We start from the raw sequence: 20,226 nt of genomic DNA, 5'->3' as shown, positions 1-20,226 counted from the left end.
GCAAATGAGTAGAAGCTTTAAGAAAATATAACGTTACAGACCTATTTAAAGTTTTTTTTTTCAGTTTGGGAAACTACATTTGAACCGCGTTGGCTCTAGGGCTGTTAGTATCTATTCAAACTGGGAGGAAGTATCAAATTGGCAAAGAAAAGGACAATCTTATCAGGCTTGCTCTATCTGTATTTTTTGTTGGCTATTCCATTTTTTTCAGAGGCACAAACTGTAAACTTTGAAAATTATGTAGTGACTCAGTTTGGATTAGAAGAGGGTCTTCCCCAAAGTTCAGTAAATGATATTATCCAAACTAAAGACGGCTACCTCTGGCTTGCTACATTTGGAGGAATTGTTCGGTTCGATGGGAACTCATTTACCATTTTCAATAAGTCCAACACCAGGCAGTTATACTCTGAGCGGATTCTTGAGCTTTATGAAGATCAGCGGGGATACATTTGGCTTTTTCCCGAAGGTGATGAAGGCATTATTCAGCGGTTCAAAGAAGGTGAAGCAGAAACCTTTAGATTCCCTGGTACAGGAGAAACACGGGTTGAAATTAATGAAGACAAGCGGGGTGTTCTATGGGTGTCTGCTCGCGAAAAAATATTCAGATTGGTGGGTGATTCTTTTATTGAAAGTAAAGAAATTAATAATACCAATCTTGCGGATAAAGCCCTTAAAGACACCAGCGGAGTCTGGTTCGCCTATGACTTTAAACTTCTGAAAACCCTGGGAGATTCGGTAGTAAAGATTCAGGAAAGTTCGGGAGTTCATAACGAGAGATATATTGAGGTTCAGGAATTCCCCGAGAACTCTGGCAATCTTTTTATCGGTACGGTTAAGGCGGGGTTGATTCATCTAACCAACGGCAAGCGGAAAGTCCTCAATGCAGCGAATGGATTAATTGACGATCAATTCATCCGATTTAAAAAGTTTGACGATGAGCGCCTCATTATAAATCTGCCCGGAAACATTTCTGTCTGGAATGGAAAAGACTTTGATGTTTTAAATCCAATCCCCGATCAGCCCGATATCAGGTATCGAAGTATTTTAGAAGATAATGAGGGCAATTATTGGTTCGGGACCGATGGTGATGGCCTATTTAAACTAAGCCCCACTCCCATAACTATGATAGACGGGGAACAGGGCTTGAAGAATGACAAGATGCTCTCCATTACCAAATTAAAAGATGGCCGAGCTCTTTTTTCGACTAATTGCGGAGGGATTTTTGAGTGGGATGGAACATCTGCCCGGCGCTCCACGGTGCATAACTTTATGGATAGCGATTGTAACTGGTCGGTTTTTCAGGATTCAAGAGGCCGCATATGGATTGGCTCTTTGGGAGTTGTTTATGGAAGCGCACTGAATGAACCCATGTATACCTTTGAAAATGAACTTGCCTTGGGCGGGGTTGTTCCTGTATTTGGAATAGCAGAACATTCCAACGGTACAATATGGATACTTACTGAAGATGGCCTTTATGAATATGATGGGTCTCACTTTAACCATTATACAACAGAGGAAGGGCTGTATGCCAATGATACCAGGGCGTTGGTTGAAGATAGAGAAGGGACTTTTTGGGTGGGTACCAGGGCAGGGCTAAACAGAATAAAAGCTGGAAAGATCGAGAAGGTTGAACTGAATGCTAAAGAAACGGATAGTAAACAACCTCCGGTAAGAGCAATTTATGAAGATGGCGATGGCTATATCTGGATTGGAACATATGGTAATGGACTTTTCAGGCTGGATGGAAGTGAGGTTCTAAATATTACTAAAGAGGATGGCCTGTTTGATGATATCATCTCGCATATCGTAGAAGATGAAGGTGGCTATTTTTGGATGGGCAGCAATCGTGGCATATCAAATGTCAAGAGAAGTGATTTGAATGACTTTCTGGATGGTGAAATTGATCACATACAATCCAATTCTTACGGAGCTGCTGATGGCATGAATTCTGCTGAAACAAATGGGGGGTTTCAGCCTAGTTCTTTTACCGATTCTTTAGGCCGCATTTATTTTCCTACCGTAGCCGGCGTTGCCGTGGTAAACCCCGGGTTAGTCAGGAAGAATGAGGTATCGCCTCGGATTTATATCGAAAAGCTGAATACAGATGAGGGGCCTGTTGAGCTTTCTTCTGGTATATCACTATCCTACAACACTCCATATCTGGAAATTCTGTATACAGCTATAAGTTTTTCAGAACCTGAAAAGGTAGAGTTCCGGTATAAAATGGAAGGTTTGAATGATGATTGGATCGAAGTGGGAAATCGAAGAGAAGCACTCTATTCAAAGATCCCTCCCGGCGATTATACGTTTAGAGTGATTGCCGGGAATAGCGATGGAGTTTGGAATATGGAAGGAGCTTCATTGAATATTGTAGTTACACCACCCTTTTGGCAAACTACATGGTTCTATACCTTAATGGGGCTATTGGTTGCTGGTGCTGGTGGCCTTGTCTATTATTTGAGAATAGAGCAGCTTAAAAGACAGAATGCACGACAAAAGCGTTTCACCGAACAGCTTATTGAATCAGAGGAGCAGGAAAGAAAGCGGATCGCATCGGAACTGCATGATAGCCTGGGGCAACAGATCCTGGTTATTAAAAACAGGGCAGAGCTAGCTCGAAAATTTGTTGAACAACCTGCGGAACTGGACGAACAGCTTAATGAAATTATGCAAAGTGCTCTCATCTCAATAGCTGATGTGCGATCTATTTCACACGGCTTGCGGCCGGTTCATCTTGAAAAATTTGGATTGACTGAAGCGCTTCATAATCTATGCAGTCAGGTTCAGGATTCCTCCTCCATCGAGTGGAGTTATCATGTGGACGATATTGATGAGGTGATTCCCAAAGAGAAAGAAATTAACTTCTACAGAGTTATTCAGGAAGGGGTCAACAATATTTTCAAACATGCCCAAGCTACTGAAGCGTCAGTCATTATCAGGCGGGCAGATCCAGGATTGAAAGCTATGATATGGGATAATGGTATCGGCTTTGATCCTCATGATAAATTAAACGCGGGTGGACTTGGGTTGTCAGGTATGAATGAACGGGTTGAAACTCTTGGGGGTACCTTAATGGTTAACTCAGGTGAAATGGAAGGAACTACAATTACAATAGTTATATCGGTTAAAGAATGGGTAGTATCGTAAAAACGTTGATAGCTGATGACCACCCCTTGATGATGAAAGGACTTCAACAGGTTTTGAAAAGCCATGATGGTTTTGAAATCATAACTGCGGAGAATGGAAAAGAAGCTTTGGACTATATCCGCAAGCAACGTCCTCAAATTGCCATACTCGATATTGAAATGCCGGAGCTAACCGGTTTTGAGGTAGCAAAACAGGTTCACCAAGAGGGAATTCAGATAGACATTATCTTTCTGACTATGCACAAAGATGAATCCATGTTTAATAAAGCCATGGATATCGGGGTGAAAGGATATGTGCTGAAAGAAAACACAGCTTCTGAAATTTTCAAATGTGTTAAAACGGTATTGAGTGGTAAACACTATTTGAGTCCGGCTTTATCCGATTTTCTAATCAAGCGGAATGGAAAAATTCTCACCCCAGCCAGTGACAAGGATGGTTTGAACTTACTTACTAAAACAGAGAAAAAAGTCATCAAGCAGGTTGCCGATATGAAAACCAGCCAGGAAATTGCTGATGAATTCAATGTGAGTATAAAAACGGTGCAAAATCACCGAAATAATATTTGCAATAAACTTGGACTTAGCGGAGCTCACGCCCTTCTAAAATTCGCGGTCGAACACGCTTCAAATGTATGATACGCTCATTTATAGGTACTTCTACCTATACGAATGAGTACTCCTGCCTATTGTATTCGGGAAGTCTGAAGAGGATATTTATGCTCAAATGGGTGAAAACCGAATCGTTGGCTTTTTCAGGCATAATCCCTTCTAAATAAATAATTCCGACGAATGAAAATAATGATCGTGGATGATCACGCAGGTATGCGGCGTCTTCTTGGGAATATCTTAACAATAGGGTATAAAGACTTGTTGGCTGACAAAGATGCACTGGAGTTGGTTGAATGCGAAAGCGGTGAAGATGCTGTTAAGCAATACACGAAAACCAAACCAGACTTTGTACTCATGGATTATCAATTGACAAACATGAATGGCATTCAAGCGACCGAGTGGATACTTGAAAAAGATTCGAGTGCAAAAATCCTATTTGTTAGCAGTTACGATAGCCCATCATTGCGAAAAAAAATAAAACACTTATCCACTTTAGGATTCATTTCAAAAAAAGATCTTTCAGGCATCATACCCATGCTGTCTTCTCAAAATCATAAAACCAATACGTTATGAAAAAACTGATTCTTCTACTCCCCATAGTTTTATTTAATATAACTACATTATGGGCTCAGTTTCCTCCACCACCCTCAGGCCCTATTGCAGACTTCGTGGAGATCACAGGATTGCTGGAAGTAGGTGAAACCCTTACCGGTAGCTATGATTATAACGACCCTAATGGCTTTCCGGAAGAGGGTTCAACCTATCAGTGGTATCGGTTAGCCAGTGAATTCGATCCACCCGTGCTTATCGATGGTGCTACCGCAGTAACTTATACACTGGTTGCAGAAGATGCAGGCCAGGTAATTGTGTTTGAAGTGACCCCTTCTAATGGTACAGAAACAGGAATGCCTACTCCAAGTAATCCTGTTGGTCCTATTGGTGGTAGTGGTGGAGGTGGAGGAAATAATCCTCCAACGGTTTCCAATGTATCAATAAGTGGAACATTGGAAGTAGGGGAAACTCTAACCGGTTCCTATGATTATGATGATCTAGATAGCGACCCTGAAAGTGGCTCTGTATTCACATGGTATAGAAGCGATGACAGCGGAGGAACGAATAAAACAGCTATTGGTGGAGCAGACGCAACTACCTACACATTAGTTTCTGCTGATGAAGGTAAACACATGAGTTTCTCTGTCATTCCAAGTGATGGGGTTGATGCCGGAACTTCAGGAGAAAGTTCATTGGTAGGACCTGTACAGGGTGAATCAGTATCTGTAAGTTTTGCTGGAGGAACGGGAATTGAAGCAGACCCTTATCAAGTAGAGACCCTTGAACAATTACAGGCACTGAAAGACAGTCCGTCTTTACATTTTGTGCTGAATAATGATTTAGATGCATCAGCGACATCAACATGGAATTCAGGAGCAGGGTTTGTACCCATAGGAGGTAGTACAGCATTTACGGGAAGCCTTGATGGGCAGGGATTTGTAATTACAGGGCTGACTATAGACCGAGCTACAGAAGATTATGTAGGGTTGTTTGCTGTGATTGGGGACGGTGGTTCGGTTTCAAACATTGGATTAGAGCAACTATCAATATCAGGTGGTGGCAATACCGGTGGTCTGGCTGGTGAAAATAATGGAACAGTTTCGGGTAGCTATGCCAATGGAGGTGTTGATGGATCAGCGGTGGTAGGAGGACTTGTTGGGCTAAACAATTCAACGATTAGTGAAAGCTATTCAGCAGGTACGGTAGCTGGAACGCAGGATATTGGCGGGTTGATTGGGTTGCATAGTTTGGGAACCGTCTCGGAAAGTTATTCAGCAAGTGATGTGACAGGAAGCGCGAATAATGTGGGTGGACTAATTGGTTTTAGTTACGATAATGTAGACAACAGTTTTGCCACCGGTTCTGTCAGTGGAGATACCAATGTAGGAGGTTTTGCCGGGAACTATAACAGTGGAATTGTTTCGAACAGTTACTCTGCCGGATCAGTAACGGGTTCTACGAATGTAGGTGGTTTTATTGGTCAAAAAAATGGTTTTGCTGCTGCTACTAATACCTTTTGGGATAATCAGACCAGTGGAAAAGCTAATGCAACGGGTATAGGAAGTACAACCGGAATAACCGGGAAAACCACTACGGAGATGAAAACTCAATCCATATTTACAGATGCCGGATGGGACTTTACTAATGTTTGGGGTTTAGATGTTTCAAAAAATAATGGCTATCCGAATCTGCAAGCTATTTTCGGAGCTGTATTTGTGAATAGCGATCCCACCGGATCGGTAATAATTTCAGGAACAGCCCAAGAAGATGAAACTTTGACGGCGAGTAATAATTTGGCAGATGCAGATGGTTTGGGAGCGATTTCCTACCAATGGCAGCGAGGTGGTATTGATATTGCGGGTGCTACAGCTTCTACCTATACCTTAACTCAGAATGATGTAGGATCAGTGATCACGGTAGCTGCGAGCTACACCGATGGCGAAGGGACTGCTGAAAGCGTAACAAGTGCAGGAACGGCTTCGGTTGTTAATGTAAATGATGTCCCTACAGGATCAATAACCATCTCAGGAACAGCGCAAGAAGACGAAACTTTGACGGCCAGCAATACTCTGGCAGATGAAGATGGTTTAGGTGCTATCACTTACCAATGGCAGCGAGGTGGTGTGGATATTGCGGGTGCTACAGCTTCTACCTATACCTTAACTCAGAGTGATGTGGGATCAGTGATCACGGTAGCTGCGAGCTACACCGATGGCGAAGGGACTGCAGAAAGCGTGACAAGTGCAGAAACGTCTTCGGTTGCTAATGTAAATGATGCTCCCACAGGATCAGTAACGATTTCAGGAATAGCTCAAGAAGATGAAACCTTGACAGCAAGCAATACTTTAGCAGATGCAGATGGATTAGGAACCATCAGTTATCAATGGCAGCGTGATGGAATAGATATTTCCGGAGCGACCAATAGTACCTACACTTTAACTCTGGCCGATGTGGGATCAGTAATAACGGTTATTGCAAGTTATACCGATGGGGAGGGGACTTCAGAAAGCGTGACAAGTGCAGGAACAGATCCTGTAATTTTAAACAATACGGCCCCGGTGGTAAGTTCTCCGATTGCAGATATAACGGTGAATGAAAACGTAACAAATGCGTTGTTTGACCTGAGTACCACTTTTAGTGATGCAGAGACGGCTTCAGGTTCGTTGGCTTATACCGTTGAGTCCAACGACAATCCCACACTGGTTACGGCATCTATCGATGGTTCAATCTTAACCCTGGATTATCAAACCGATCAATTTGGTACAGCCAACATTACCGTACGGGCCAGTGATGGTGAGTTGTTTGTAGATGAGACCTTTTTGGTGACCGTCAATGAAGTTAACAATGCCCCTGTTTTTGCCGCGCCCTACGATGTGTCCACCGCGGTGTATGCGGGCGTTGAATTCTCTGTAAGGGATCAGGTGGCATTTCCACTAGGCTTCAGATTTAATGGGGACGGCACGAAGATGTTTGCGGTAGGAATTAATTCTTCGGTTGCGGAGTACACCCTGGGGACGGCTTATGATATATCCACAGCAGTGTATGCGGGCGCTGAGGAAGAATTCTATGTAGGGGCTCAGGAGCCACAACCTTTTGATTTGACCTTCAACGGGAACGGCACGAAGATGTTTGTGCTTGGAACTAGTAATCATACGGTGGTGGAGTACACCCTAGGGACGATCTATGATGTATCCACGGCGGTGTATGCGGGCGCCGAAGAGGCATTCTATCTAGCGGAACCGGAGTTAGCATTAACTGGCCTTGCCTTCAACGGGGATGGCACGAAGATGTTTGTGATCGGAATAGGTGCTGAGGTGGAGGAGTACCATTTGGATACGGCCTATGATGTATCCACGGCGTTGTATGCGGGCGCTGAAGAGAAATTCTATGTAGGGGCTCAGGAGCCAAATGCTAATGACTTAACCTTCAACAGGGATGGGTCGAAGATGTTTGTGCTCGGAGATGGTGATGGTGCGGTGGTGGAGTACCATTTGGGTACGGCCTATGATGTGTCCACGGCGGTGTATGCGGGCGCTGAAGAGGAATTCTCTGTAGCGGCTCAGGATATAGCGCCAGAGGGTGTTCTCTTTAATGGGGACGGCACGAAGATGTTTATGGTTGGAAGAGCTGATGGAGCGGTGGTAGAATACACCTTAGGCATCGCTCCGACGACAACCGAGTTTGCCGAAAACGGTACCGGCACGGTGATCGATATTAATGCCACCGATGGAGAAGGAGGGGCCGCTGATGTAGGCCTTAGCTACTCCATTACCGGTGGGGCCGATGCCGCAGCGTTTGCTTTTGAGGCGGCTACCGGGATACTGACCTTTGTGACAGCACCTGACTTTGAGAATCCTGGCGACGCGGATGAAAATAATGAATATGTGGTCACCATCCAGGCTGATGATGGGGAGGCTGAAAACAATACCGCCAGTACCACATTAACGATCACGGTTACCGATGTGAATGAAACCCCCACAGTAACTACACCCATAGCGGATGTAACGGTAGATGAGAATGCGGCGAACACAGTAGTTGACCTAAGCACCAGCTTCAGCGATGCCGAAACAGCATCTGGATCTCTGACCTATACCATCGAGTCGAACGGTAACCCAGCGTTGGTTACCGCAACCATAAGCGGTTCGACGCTTACCCTGGATTATCAAACCGATCAATTTGGTACAGCCAACATTACCGTACGGGCCAGTGATGGTGAGTTATTTGTAGATGACACCTTTGTGGTCACTGTCAATGAAGGCAACAATGCCCCAATTTTCAGCGCTCCATACGATGTATCAGCGGCGGTGTATGCAGGAGCTGAAGAGGAATTCTATGTAGGGGGGCAAGAATTACTACCATATGGCCTTACTTTTAACGGGAACGGCACGAAGATGTATGTGATCGGAATCGACGATAGTGATGCAGTGGTGGAGTATACCTTAGGCGTGGCCTATGATGTGTCCACAGCGGTGTATGCGGGGGCTGAAGAGGAATTCTATGTAGGTGATCAGGAGCCAGCAGCGGCTGGCCTTACCTTCAACGGGGACGGCACTAAAATGTTTGTGGTTGGGACTGATGATGCGGTGGTGGAGTACACCCTTGGGGTGGCTTATGATGTATCCACAGCAGCGTATGCGGGGGCTGAAGAGGAATTCTATGTTGGGGCTCAATCCCCAACTCCAATTGACTTAACCTTCAATGGGGACGGCACAAAGATGTTTGTGGTTTCAGTTGAGGAGGCGGAGGTGACTGAGTACAATCTGAGTACAGCCTATGATGTATCCACGGCGGCGTATGCGGGGGCTAATGAGGAATTTGTGAGTAATCAAGCCCGAGGAGTAATGGATTTAGCCTTTAACGGGGACGGCACGAAGATGTTTGTGCTTGATGGGTATCCTGATTTTTCTGATACGGTGGTTGAGTTCAATCTGAGTACAGCCTATGATATATCTACAGCAGTGTACGCAGGCGCAGAACAGGAATTCTATGTAGGGGGGCAAGAATTAGAACCATATGGCTTTACTTTTAACGGGAACGGCACGAAGATGTATGTGACTGGAGGCAGTGATGCTGCTGTTGTTGAGTATAGCTTGTATAGCGTGGGCGCTCCGATGACAGTCAATTTTGCCGAAAACGGCACAGGCACGGTGATCGATATAAATGCAACGGATGGAGACGGAGGGGCTGTTGATGTAGGATTGAGCTACTCCATTACCGGTGGGGCTGACGCGGGAGCTTTTGCCATTGAAGCAGCAACAGGGATATTGAGCTTTAACAGTTCGCCCGATTTTGAAAACCCTTCCGATGCAGATACAAACAACGTATATGAGGTGACTATTCAGGCCGATGACGGGGCGACGGGCAATAACTCCGCCAGTACCACATTAACGATCACAGTAACGGATGTAGAAGAAATTAAATTCTTTATCGCTGATAATGGAATTACTGTCACTTGCAAAGAAGCCAATCCAAATGATACAGGTATTTTAGGTACTGTTACTTATAAAGCACTCAGTAGAGATAGCTTAAAAACAAGGGTTGATGCTGGTCAAGATGTAACCAATGTTTGTACGAGTTTAATAACGAACATGGATGATATGTTCCTCAACGTTACGGATTTTAATCAGCCTATAGGAAACTGGGACGTATCTAATGTAACAACAATGAGTAACATGTTTTATGGTAATCAGGTCTTCAACCAGGATATTGGTAACTGGGATGTGTCGAGGGTTACAAACATGATGAACATGTTTTTTGGTGCTACATCGTTCAATAAGCCCTTAAACGAATGGGATGTTTCCTCAGTTAACAATATGTACAGTATGTTTGCTGCTACAAGGCGAGTTAACATAAGATTTACACCTACGAACTTTAATCAACCATTGGATAAATGGGATGTATCTAATGTAACGGATATGGGATTTATGTTCGCATCATCCAAGTTTAATCAGGATCTGAGTTCATGGAATACCGCCTCGGTTACCAACATGAATGCCATGTTTGTTAATGCATATTACTTTAATAATGGATTTGCTCCGGGAAGTAGTTCGCAAAAAGTAGCTAGTGGTAGTAGCCAAAAAATGTTTGATAACATTCTGATGTGGGATGTAAGAGAGGTTAAAGCTATGAAAGGCATGTTTAGGGGGGCTAAATCCTTTAATAGTAAACTCAATAATAAAACAGGTGAAGCATGGGAGGTTGTTGAAACTCAGGAAATGACAAACATGTTTTATGGAGCTTCTTCTTTCAACCAAGATATAAGCGGTTGGAATCCAGCAAATGTAGAATGTTGGGGTAATAGCGAACTTTATAATTCACCATCGAGTCCACCATTTTATGAGCAAAACACATGTAGGGGTGTTGACAGTAGAAAAAAATCTGTTACTTCTACAATTGAAGATGCTATGGGTGGGTTCCTGGTAGGATCCGGAATGAGTTCTGAAAATGCCAGTAATATGTTCGTGGAGTGGGCCAAGCTTGACTTGCAGGACAGTGTGAGTATCGATATTGGTGATATAGAACTCACTGAAGCCGGGGCAAACGCCATGAAGGCACTGCGTGAGGCCAATAACATTACCGTTGCCTGGGGTGGGCAGCAGGGTGTGAATGACAAGCCGGTGTTCTCCGACTTGCCTAATCCGTTTGAGATAGCTACCGAAGATACCCGTATTATGAATCTCTGGGAGTATGTGAGTGATGCTACAACACCGGATGAGCAACTGCAATTCAGCTTTGGTATCGTATCAGATACTGCCGAAACGGTTGGTTTTGATAATACCAGTGGCGAGCTTTCGATTACTACAAGAGCCGATGCCGATACCTTCTTTGTAGCCATTCAGGTGGCCAACAACGAGAACATCGTTTCGCTGGATACCCTGGAAGTACGTATCGATCCGAGCTTTATAACTTCAGCTGAACTTATGGCTCAGATTCCGGAGGACTTCAAATTGCATCAAAACTACCCGAACCCATTTAACCCTTCCACCATAATTCGCTACGGCGTACCGCAGAGCAGTGAAGTACGCCTTGAAGTATTCGACATGCTGGGCCGAAAAGTAGCCACCCTGGTGAACGGAGAACGGCAACGAGCCGGCTGGCACCAGGTCAACTTCGATGCCTCACGCCTGGCTTCGGGCATGTATCTCTACCGAATTGTAGCCGGTAAGCATGTGAAGACCCGTAAGATGATGCTGATTAAGTAATGAGAAATTAAACCTGAGATTCTGGATGAATTTTGGGCTACAACTTCAAAGCACCCTCTTGATTTCAGGAGGGTGCTTTTTTGGGTTTAAGCTACTTTAAAGACAATGCGTTTAAACTTGAGCTTAGCGGGGACCGCGCTCTTCTAAAATTTGCCGTCGAACACGCTTCAAAGGTATAAAAAGGCTTTTTGTAGGTACTTCTGCCTATACAAATGAGTACTCCTGCCTATTGTATTCGGGAAGCCTGAATAAGATTTTAGGCTCAAATGGGTATACACCGAATCGTTGGCTTTTTCGGGCATAACCCCTTCTAAATAAAGAATTCTAGTGAATGAAAATAATGATCGTGGATGATCATGCCGATATGCGTCGGATGCTAAAGAATTTTATTTCTCTTTCTGATACTGAACTCAATTTTATTGAGTGTGAAAGTGGAGAAAAAGCAATTGAAAACTACATGGACCTTAAGCCGGACTTGATGCTAATGGATATTGAGCTAAAAAGTATGAGTGGTTTTACAGTTACTGAAGAAATTTACAAGCAGGATTCCAATGCAAAAATAATCATTGTGACCAGTTACGATACACCCACATTCAGAAGAAAAGCAAAAAAATTAAATGTGAAAAGCTTTGTCTGTAAAGACAACCTAAAGGAATTAAATCAAATAATATTCAACACCATACACTAATAGGGTATAAATATGAAACAATTGATACTTATAACAACATTTTTGGCATCACTGGCGGGGGCATTATTTGCTCAGCCTGCAATAACGAGTTTCTCTCCTTCGAGAAATGCTATTGATGTTTCTGTTAGTTCAAACATCACTATATCTTTTAGTGAGGCAATGAACGAATTAAATGCGGAGCAACCCAATAGCGTTGTAGTGAAAGGCTCTCTGGGTGGTATTTATACAACCACTAAAAGTCTGGACGCTTTTGGTACTACATTAACCCTTGACCCAGATAGTGATTTTATTCCGGGAGAGATTATAACAGTTAGGGTTAGCCAGATTCTTAATGAAGCACAGACTAATGGGTTGCAAAGGTCACACCTTTACAATTTTACGGTAGAAACAAACGGTACTGGAGAAGGCTATTTTACTTCATCGAGTACATTTACAGGAACGATCGGTGATAACTCTGCGACTCTTACCTACGCTGGTGATGTAGATGGGGATGGAGACCTGGATGCTGTAATATTAAGAAGATCTGATGATACAAAGTTCTATGTTCTAAGAAAACAAGATGGTGTTGAATCATACTTTTCCGCAGATGCATATGATATTGCTGATGGGACAAATCCAAAAGGAATTCTTCTTAATGATATAGATAATGATGGGGATTTGGATATTGTTGTAGTTGTAAGTCCTGGGTCTAGTACGAGATCATTTTACGTTTATACCAACGATGGTTTCGGTACATTTTCAAGCTCCTCGAGTTCATTTCATGCTAATTTGAACCCTACAGATATTGGGGGAGCCGTTTTTTCTGATTTCGATGTGGATGGAGACGATGATCTGTTCATCGCCGGCGATAATATTCAGGGGTTGTGGCCTTTTACTAATGATCCAGCAGGAACTTTCAATGAAGCCAGTGGTGCAGGAATATTTTCAGGTATAGCCGGTAGGTTTGCTATCTCAGGGGATTTTAATAATGACGATTACCCGGATTTTGCTGTTATCAAACAGGTTGGTTTTGATGACAGTCCTACCAATGACAGTCTAGGTGTAATTTTATCTGATGGATCCGGTGGTTTCACAAATCAGACCTATACCTTAGGCATAAGTTCAAATCCTTTTCTAAGGGGACTGGCTCAAGGAGATTTTGATGGAGATGGCTATATCGACTTGGTACTCAAAGCTGACAGCTTATATATCATGGATAACAACCAAGATGGTACCTTTACCCGAAGAGCCCTCGACGTTGTACAAGGTTTAGATAACCTTAAAGTGGGAGATGTAAATAATGATGGTCATTTGGATATTGCAATGCTTGGTCCCACTAGTGTTATTCAATTTAATGATGGAAGTGGGAACTTTAATTCTTACAGTACATTCAGTAGAAGTTATGGGACTGGTTTTGTTACCGACTTAGCAGACGCTGACGGAGACGGCGACCTCGATATTTTATTCTCAGTGAATGGAACCCTTACTGTCTACAAAAATGGGGTAGTTACTGCGCCATCTAGTAATCCTACCTCTATCTCTTTAAATACAAATCAGGGTACATCTCTTGGTTTCAATATGAATGGAGGTTTTGGTACTAAAGCATTGGTTCTCATGAAAGAAGCAGGAGCAGTAGATGTAACTCCTACAGATGATGTGAGCTACACAGCCAGCAGTACATTTGGAAGTGGATCAGAGATAGGAACTGGAAACTTTGTTGTTTATGACGGAATAAGTACTTCGTTTACTGTTGATGGCTTAGACCCGGGTACAACCTATCATGTTGAAGTATTTCAATTTAATGCAGCTGGTCCATCTGTTAAATATCAAACAGGTGATATAACAATTACAAATGCTACAACCAGAACGGCACCAACCGGTATCGTTTCAGACTTGTCTTCCAGTCAGTTAAGTACATCAATAACATTAAATTGGTCGAACAGTGGAACAAGTATTGGTACTTCAAGAATAGTGTTAGCAAAAGAAGGCGCCGCTGTGGATGCTACTCCAACCAATAGTACTTCTTATACTGCTGATGCAGCGTTCCAAAGTGGAACTGAACTTGGCTCAGGGAATTACATTGTATATGACGGTTCTGATGCGTCTGTAACTATTACCGGTCTGACCGCTGAAACAACCTATCATTTTGCCATATTTGAGTATGATGGATCAAATGGAAGTCAACGCTTCTATACAGCAGAAAGTGCAACAATCAACGCAACTACAACTCCAATTCCTACAATTTGGAGTAAAAACGATAGTACTCTAACTTTCACAAAAGCTAATTTTGCGGATTGGACTCAGGCGGCTAATCAGGATCGAATTACAGATAATGTGTGGCTCACAAGACAGGATGAGCAAGGGTTATTCAATTATGCTGATGAAACAGGATGGAATGGAGGAGATATTTCGCCTTCAGGTACACAATGGGCATTTGGTAACACGGATAACCTCGGGACTTTAACATTTGATACTTGGCAATATACGATTCTGGATAGTCTTGGATATGATTTACCTTCAATGGTTGGCCTTGAGATGGTTGTTTATATTGAATCAGATAATCTTTATTTGGATTTAACATTTGATTCCTGGACCTCAAATGGAAATGGCGGAGGCTTCTCCTACACCCGCGCCAAAGGTCCGGCACCGACACCTATCACTCAATCATTCCAGGATTCTGCCGGTTATGCCGTGCAGTTTGATGGTGGAAATACGCAGGAAGAATTTATTGAGATCTACATTGAGGATTATGAAATCATCAGTGAATTCAGTGTAGAAATGTGGGTAAAACCGGACGTTATAAATCAAGATCAGGTATTTATAGCCCTTGGTTATGATGACTTGTTTATTGGGATCAACAGTTCCAATCAATTTTATGCTACCCATACCGAACCAAATGCAGGCGGAGGCGGAGGAGAAGGAGAATGCTGTCTCTTAAAAGGAATATCTGCAACCTCCACAAGTTCAGGAGCTTCATACTCCTCAGCTGAAATTGACGGCTTAGGCGGATCAATTACAGCCTCAGTTGGTGAATGGTACCATGTGGCCCTAACCGGTCGTTCAGGGGATTATCTAACCCTGTATGTAAATGGAGTAGAGCAGGATACAGTATCAGTAGAAGATGTATCTGTGGATGAGTCCTACTGGGTTGTTGGTTCTGATGAAGATGGAAGTAAAAACTTCTTTGGAACGATTGATGAGCTTCGTATTTGGAAGTCCGTTCGAACCGAGTCCGAAATCCGCTCGTTTATGCACCGAACTTATTCAGGTCCTGTGGGACGTTTAACTGGATACTGGCAGTTTAATGAAGGTTCAGGTGGCTATACATACGATGGCCTCAACAACCATGAAGGAGAATTCTATGATGGTATAGAGGAAACCTGGGTAACTTCAGATGCTCCAATTGGAGAGGGAGCCGTTGAAGAAACCACTGACTTCCAGACAGGAACAGTCAGCGTTGGAAATGCCGCTTTAAGTATGGCAGATGGCTTTGATAACCCGGTGGATGTTCAAGTAACAGAAGTGACAGGAAGTCCCAATCAGTTCCCAGCGGGTGTTACAGCCGGCATAGGGGGCAAATATTTTGTAATCAATTTGTTTGGTGATCCGGGTACGTTCTCAGCAGATCTTACCCTAAACTTTGGTTCTGGTGCAATTACAGCTGAGCAGGAGACCTTTCCTGAGTTACTGACATTGTACAAGCGCGGTTCTTCTTCAACCGGAGCGTGGACAACCGTTGGCGGAGCAACCTCAGCAAACGCCGCGACAGGGGAAGTCACCTGGACAGGTATCACTTCATTCAGTCAGTTCATGGCTACCGGAGGTGAATACAGCTTTCAAGCAAATGATGGCGAGCCTATAAGTGCTGCTGTTGTTTCAGGTCCTTCGTTTGGAAGTATTCTCTTAGATAATGATGTATTTGGTTTCGACCCTGTTTATGCAGATTCAACTATCGAATTTCATATATCAGGTTTCGGAGGTGCTGAAGTGGGTATTGTATCAGATGATAATGAAAACGGAATTGCTGAGCCTGGTACAGATCCATTTGTTACTGCTAATGATGCTGAGAACCCAGTGTCATTTACTCCTTCCACATCTAAATTGATGTACATTAGTGGAGGGGGAACCATTGATACCACTACCTTTTACTTCTCCTATTATGATTCTGAAGCAGATGTCACAGAATTGGACACCGTGTTTGCTGTATTTGGAGTAAGCGATAGCGATGAAGCAACTCTGGAAAATAATGAGTCTGAGAATGGCTGGTATTTACTGTCAATACCTCAGAATTCATCTATTGGCAGCTTTATAAGTCCTGTTTGGACGCAAGGCGCTGTGAATTCGGACGCACCAGGCAGTGATGCAACTATCTACACCTTCAATCCGGATAACGCAGCATATCAAGCTGTCACTACTGACCTGGACACAACTACACTTGCTGCCGGAGAAGGATTATTAGTCTACGTGTTTGAAGACGATGACATTCTTGATGGTCAGGATGATGTAGATGGCGGTTGGCCAAAAACATTAACTATTACCGGAGATCTTTTTGGTCTTAACGCTAGTGTTCCGGTCAAAAATGTAGATGCAGATGGTATAAGTGGAACAACCGGCAGTGAAGGATTTGTCCTGCTAGGTAATCCATTTGGATGGCCTATTTCTGCAGACTCAGTTATAGCTACGCTGAAGCGTACCGATGAATTAGCCAACAGCTATGTGTATACCTGGGATCCGGTAAATAAAACCTACATACTTTCAACATCCGGAGAAATTGATGCTTTTGAGTCATTCTTCGTGAGGGTTGTCAATTCTGGAACTTCAGGTTCACTAAGCTTTGATTACCATGATGTGATTGTTTCGGAAAGTAGTCCCTCTGAGAAAATTCAGAATTCCGATATGTTTGAGTTCGACCTTGTACATAAGAACTCAGGTATTGAGTCTACTTCATTCCTTCGATTCGGTGAGAAGGCCAAAACAAACATAGATCCTTATGATGGGTACTATTTGGGCTCCTTTGCCAGCTCATTCGCGAATCTGTATACATTGATTGGTGATCAGCCATTGACGATCAACAATGTTCCTCTTGAAGCTGACTTTGATAAGGAGTTTCCAATTTTCATGGATGCTACGGTTTCAGGAAACTTCAGCCTTAACTGGAAGGATGGCCGCATGCCGGAAGGTATATCTGCAACATTGACCCTTGTAGAAACTGGCAAGTCATTCAACCTGAATGAAGGGGGTTCATTTGAGTTCAGTATTGATAACAGCAGCTTATCAAAAGTAGCTAAAGAAATGCAGCCGGTTCCTTCAAGTGAAGTTGTACAAATGGCTAAAAAAGAGAAAGCTGAGCCACTTTTTGTACTTAGTATGAGTTCAAGGCTGGGAACTTCTAACGAAAGTGATCTTGGAATTCCTACAGAAGTGGAACTCTACCAAAACTATCCGAATCCATTTAACCCAACTTCGGTAATCAGGTTTGGAGTACCAGAGGCGAGTAAAGTTAAACTGGAAGTATTTGATGTGCTTGGCCGAAAAGTAGCTACTCTTCTGAATAACGAAACCAAGAGTTCAGGACGCTACAATGTTCAGTTCAATGCACGGGCACTGTCATCTGGCATGTATATCTATCGCTTACAAGTTGGCGATAAAGTACTTGTCAAGAAGATGACTCTTATCAAGTAACTCTATTTCAGCAAATTCAACAAAAAAATAAAAACAGGTAATTATGAAAGCTTCAACTAAAAAGAAGATTTGGGACATCGCGATAAGGGTTATGGGTGTGATGGCAATAATGGCGGTTTGTGTAACATTAAGTTATGCCCAGGGTATTCCCGGGCCGCCTCCATTCCCAAGTTCTCCAAGTGCAGCTCCTATTGATGGGGGCCTTGGCTTGCTGGCAGCAGCCGGAGGTTCCTATGCACTCAAGAAACTTCGGGACAAGAAAAAGGCAACTGAAAACCCTGAGATGTAAACTCATCTTACTGAATCTGAAAAGAGACACCTTCCATCAGCAGCATGAAATCCATTTTGGTTTTTCAGGCTGCTGTATGGTTATGGTGAAAATAAGCTCGCCTTAATACTATTTATATTCTGCATTTAAACAGAGCTCTTTCCCGCCTCAAAAAAAGAATTGCACATAGAATTATTGCTGAAAAATAAATTTCAGAATACTCCCAACAGACTTTAGATCATCGTATTTTATTCGCTGAATTTATCTTCACTAAAAGTCAGTAAGAAATGGGTAGAATTTTTGAAGTCCGGAAAGCCGCAAAATTTGCGCGATGGGATCGCATGGCGAAGCAATTTTCGCGTGTTGGCAAAGAAATCGTAATTGCGGTAAAATCTGGCGGACCTGATCCTGAGACAAACCCTGCCTTACGCCGTGCCATTCAAAATGGGCGGGGCATCAATATGCCCAAAGATAACATTGACCGTGCAATCAAGCGGGCAATGGGTAAGGATGCAACTCACTACGACGAAGTTTTATATGAGGGATATGCACCCCATGGTGTCGCGGTTTTGGTTGAATCTGCCACAGATAACACAACCCGTACGGTTGGAAATGTACGCCCTATCTTTACAAAATCAGGCGGTAACCTTGGGAACGCGGGAAGCGTTGCATTTCAGTTTAACAAAGTAGGTTCGTTTAAAGTAAAACCTGGTGACTTTGATGAGGAGGAACTGGAGCTTCAGTTAATTGACTTTGGCCTGACAGAAATGGGAGAATCTGAAGATGACGAAGGCGAACGAATACTGGTTATCCGCTGTGAGTTTGTTGAGTTCGGAAATATGCAGCATGCCCTGGAAGAAATGAACATTGAACCCCTGAGTGCAGAAACTGACTGGATTCCACTTACTACTGTTTCTTTAGATGAAGAAGAGGCGGACGAAGTTTTGAAACTGATTGATAAGCTGGAGCAGGACGAAGACGTACAAAGAGTATTCCACAACCTGGCTTAGTCCGGGAGTCAAATTTGCTATTCCTGAATTTGAAACGTATCGCCTTCGGTTAGTAATTTGAAATTCACCCCGGCATTTTCTGATTGCTGAATCGCCTTGGCGAAGTCATTTTCAGGATCTTTCATACCGTCATCAGCTAGCGGGAAAGTTCCGAAATGCATGCCGAAGGAAATCTCGGCGCCAACGTCTTTGTGAATTTGGATGGCTTCTTCGGGATTCACATGCATCGGCTTCATAAACCAGCGGGGCTTATAGGCACCAATTGGAATCAACCCAACTTTAATGTCCGGGTGCCGTTCTCCGATGTTGGTAAAAAAGTCGCCATAGCCCGTATCCCCTGCAAAATATATGCTGCCGGTTGGCGTATCAATCACATAACCCGACCACAGTGTTTTATCGCGGTCAAAAAGTCCTCGGGCTGAAAAATGTTGAGCCTGAACCGAGTATATAGTGATATCACTATCAATGGGCTGATCTTCTTCCCAGTCTAATGCAATGGTATTTTCAATGCCTTCCTGGTTCAGGTAAATATCTACCCCGAGTGGTACAACAACTCTGGGTTCAAACTTCTCATTTAGTTTTTTAAGGGTTTCAATATCCAGATGATCATAATGGTTATGGCTTATGATAATCAGATCGATGGGTGGCAGATCTTCAAAACGCACTCCGGGTGGACGAAATCTTTTAGGTCCGGTAAACGAGATCGGACTTACACGATCACTCCAGACCGGGTCGGTTAAAATATTTACTCCGGCTGTTTGAATGAGAAAGGTGGAGTGATTGACATAGGTGATTTTCATCCCGGAGGTGACATTGTCATCCGGACGTTCAGCAAAGGTGATTTGATCTTCCGGAATCTCAGTCCACTCTCCTTGGTCTCGCTGGAAATACCATTTCATGACATCAAAAAAACCCTTTGAGGGAACGTCGCCGAGGTTCTCAAAAGTAGTTCCATTGAAGTGCCTCGATGTTGGTCCCTTATAGCCCGGCTTCGATACGGCCCAGCCAGCGATAGCGATAAATAAAGAAACAGTGATAATGAGCCCGGTAATCAAGAGCATTAATTTCTTAAATAAATTCATGGTAGAAA

General features: G+C 43.4%; 9 protein-coding genes. 8 read left to right on the top strand and 1 reads right to left on the bottom strand.

The window, feature by feature from the left end:
* The first annotated feature begins 138 nt into the window (after nt 1-138).
* From RIB15_RS11160 to RIB15_RS11125, 8 genes are all read left to right on the top strand, one after another.
* A complete protein-coding gene (locus tag RIB15_RS11160; RefSeq protein WP_350202233.1) occupies nt 139-3,147 on the top strand; it encodes a sensor histidine kinase in 3,009 nt (1,002 codons plus the stop codon).
* On the top strand, nt 3,132-3,782 hold the full coding sequence (locus RIB15_RS11155) for a response regulator (protein ID WP_350202232.1): 651 nt from the start codon (nt 3,132-3,134) through the stop codon (nt 3,780-3,782). The genes RIB15_RS11160 and RIB15_RS11155 overlap by 16 nt, the downstream gene beginning before the upstream one ends.
* 153 nt (nt 3,783-3,935) lie before the next feature.
* Entirely contained in the window at nt 3,936-4,328 is a 393-nt protein-coding gene (locus tag RIB15_RS11150; RefSeq protein WP_350202231.1) for a response regulator, read from the top strand.
* On the top strand, nt 4,325-11,509 hold the full coding sequence (locus tag RIB15_RS11145) for a BspA family leucine-rich repeat surface protein (protein ID WP_350202230.1): 7,185 nt from the start codon (nt 4,325-4,327) through the stop codon (nt 11,507-11,509). The genes RIB15_RS11150 and RIB15_RS11145 overlap by 4 nt, the downstream gene beginning before the upstream one ends.
* 331 nt (nt 11,510-11,840) lie before the next feature.
* Entirely contained in the window at nt 11,841-12,197 is a 357-nt protein-coding gene (locus tag RIB15_RS11140) for a response regulator transcription factor (protein ID WP_350202229.1), read from the top strand.
* A 12-nt stretch (nt 12,198-12,209) separates the two neighbouring features.
* Nucleotides 12,210-17,858: an FG-GAP-like repeat-containing protein gene (locus RIB15_RS11135; RefSeq protein WP_350202228.1), complete on the top strand. Its 5,649-nt coding sequence runs from the start codon at nt 12,210-12,212 to the stop codon at nt 17,856-17,858.
* Nucleotides 17,859-17,949: 91 nt separating this feature from the next.
* Nucleotides 17,950-18,147, top strand: coding sequence for a PID-CTERM protein-sorting domain-containing protein (locus RIB15_RS11130; protein ID WP_502881351.1), 198 nt, complete (start codon nt 17,950-17,952; stop codon nt 18,145-18,147).
* Nucleotides 18,148-18,413: 266 nt separating this feature from the next.
* Nucleotides 18,414-19,136 (top strand): YebC/PmpR family DNA-binding transcriptional regulator, encoded by a 723-nt coding sequence (locus RIB15_RS11125; RefSeq protein ID WP_350202227.1) that lies wholly within the window; start codon nt 18,414-18,416, stop codon nt 19,134-19,136.
* 17 nt (nt 19,137-19,153) lie between these two features.
* Here RIB15_RS11125 and RIB15_RS11120 read toward each other — a convergent pair whose 3' ends face one another.
* Complete coding sequence (locus RIB15_RS11120) at nt 19,154-20,218, bottom strand: MBL fold metallo-hydrolase (RefSeq protein ID WP_350202226.1); 1,065 nt, start codon at nt 20,216-20,218, stop codon at nt 19,154-19,156.
* Nucleotides 20,219-20,226 lie beyond the last annotated feature (8 nt).

This window comes from Gracilimonas sp. (assembly GCF_040218225.1).
Classification (GTDB): Bacteria; Bacteroidota; Rhodothermia; order Balneolales; family Balneolaceae; genus Gracilimonas.
The sequence above is the reverse complement of the archived record's forward strand: the minus strand, read 5'-3'. Positions and strand labels throughout refer to the sequence as shown.

Bases quoted from the DNA above. Each gene is read 5' to 3' on its own strand.
- RIB15_RS11145 (WP_350202230.1), top strand. From the start codon at position 4,325: ATGAAAAAACTGATTCTTCTACTCCCCATAGTTTTATTTAATATAACT.
- RIB15_RS11150 (WP_350202231.1), top strand. From the start codon at position 3,936: ATGAAAATAATGATCGTGGATGATCACGCAGGTATGCGGCGTCTTCTT.
- RIB15_RS11120 (WP_350202226.1), bottom strand. From the start codon at position 20,218: ATGAATTTATTTAAGAAATTAATGCTCTTGATTACCGGGCTCATTATC.
- RIB15_RS11140 (WP_350202229.1), top strand. From the start codon at position 11,841: ATGAAAATAATGATCGTGGATGATCATGCCGATATGCGTCGGATGCTA.
- RIB15_RS11130 (WP_502881351.1), top strand. From the start codon at position 17,950: ATGGGTGTGATGGCAATAATGGCGGTTTGTGTAACATTAAGTTATGCC.
- RIB15_RS11135 (WP_350202228.1), top strand. From the start codon at position 12,210: ATGAAACAATTGATACTTATAACAACATTTTTGGCATCACTGGCGGGG.
- RIB15_RS11125 (WP_350202227.1), top strand. From the start codon at position 18,414: ATGGGTAGAATTTTTGAAGTCCGGAAAGCCGCAAAATTTGCGCGATGG.
- RIB15_RS11155 (WP_350202232.1), top strand. From the start codon at position 3,132: ATGGGTAGTATCGTAAAAACGTTGATAGCTGATGACCACCCCTTGATG.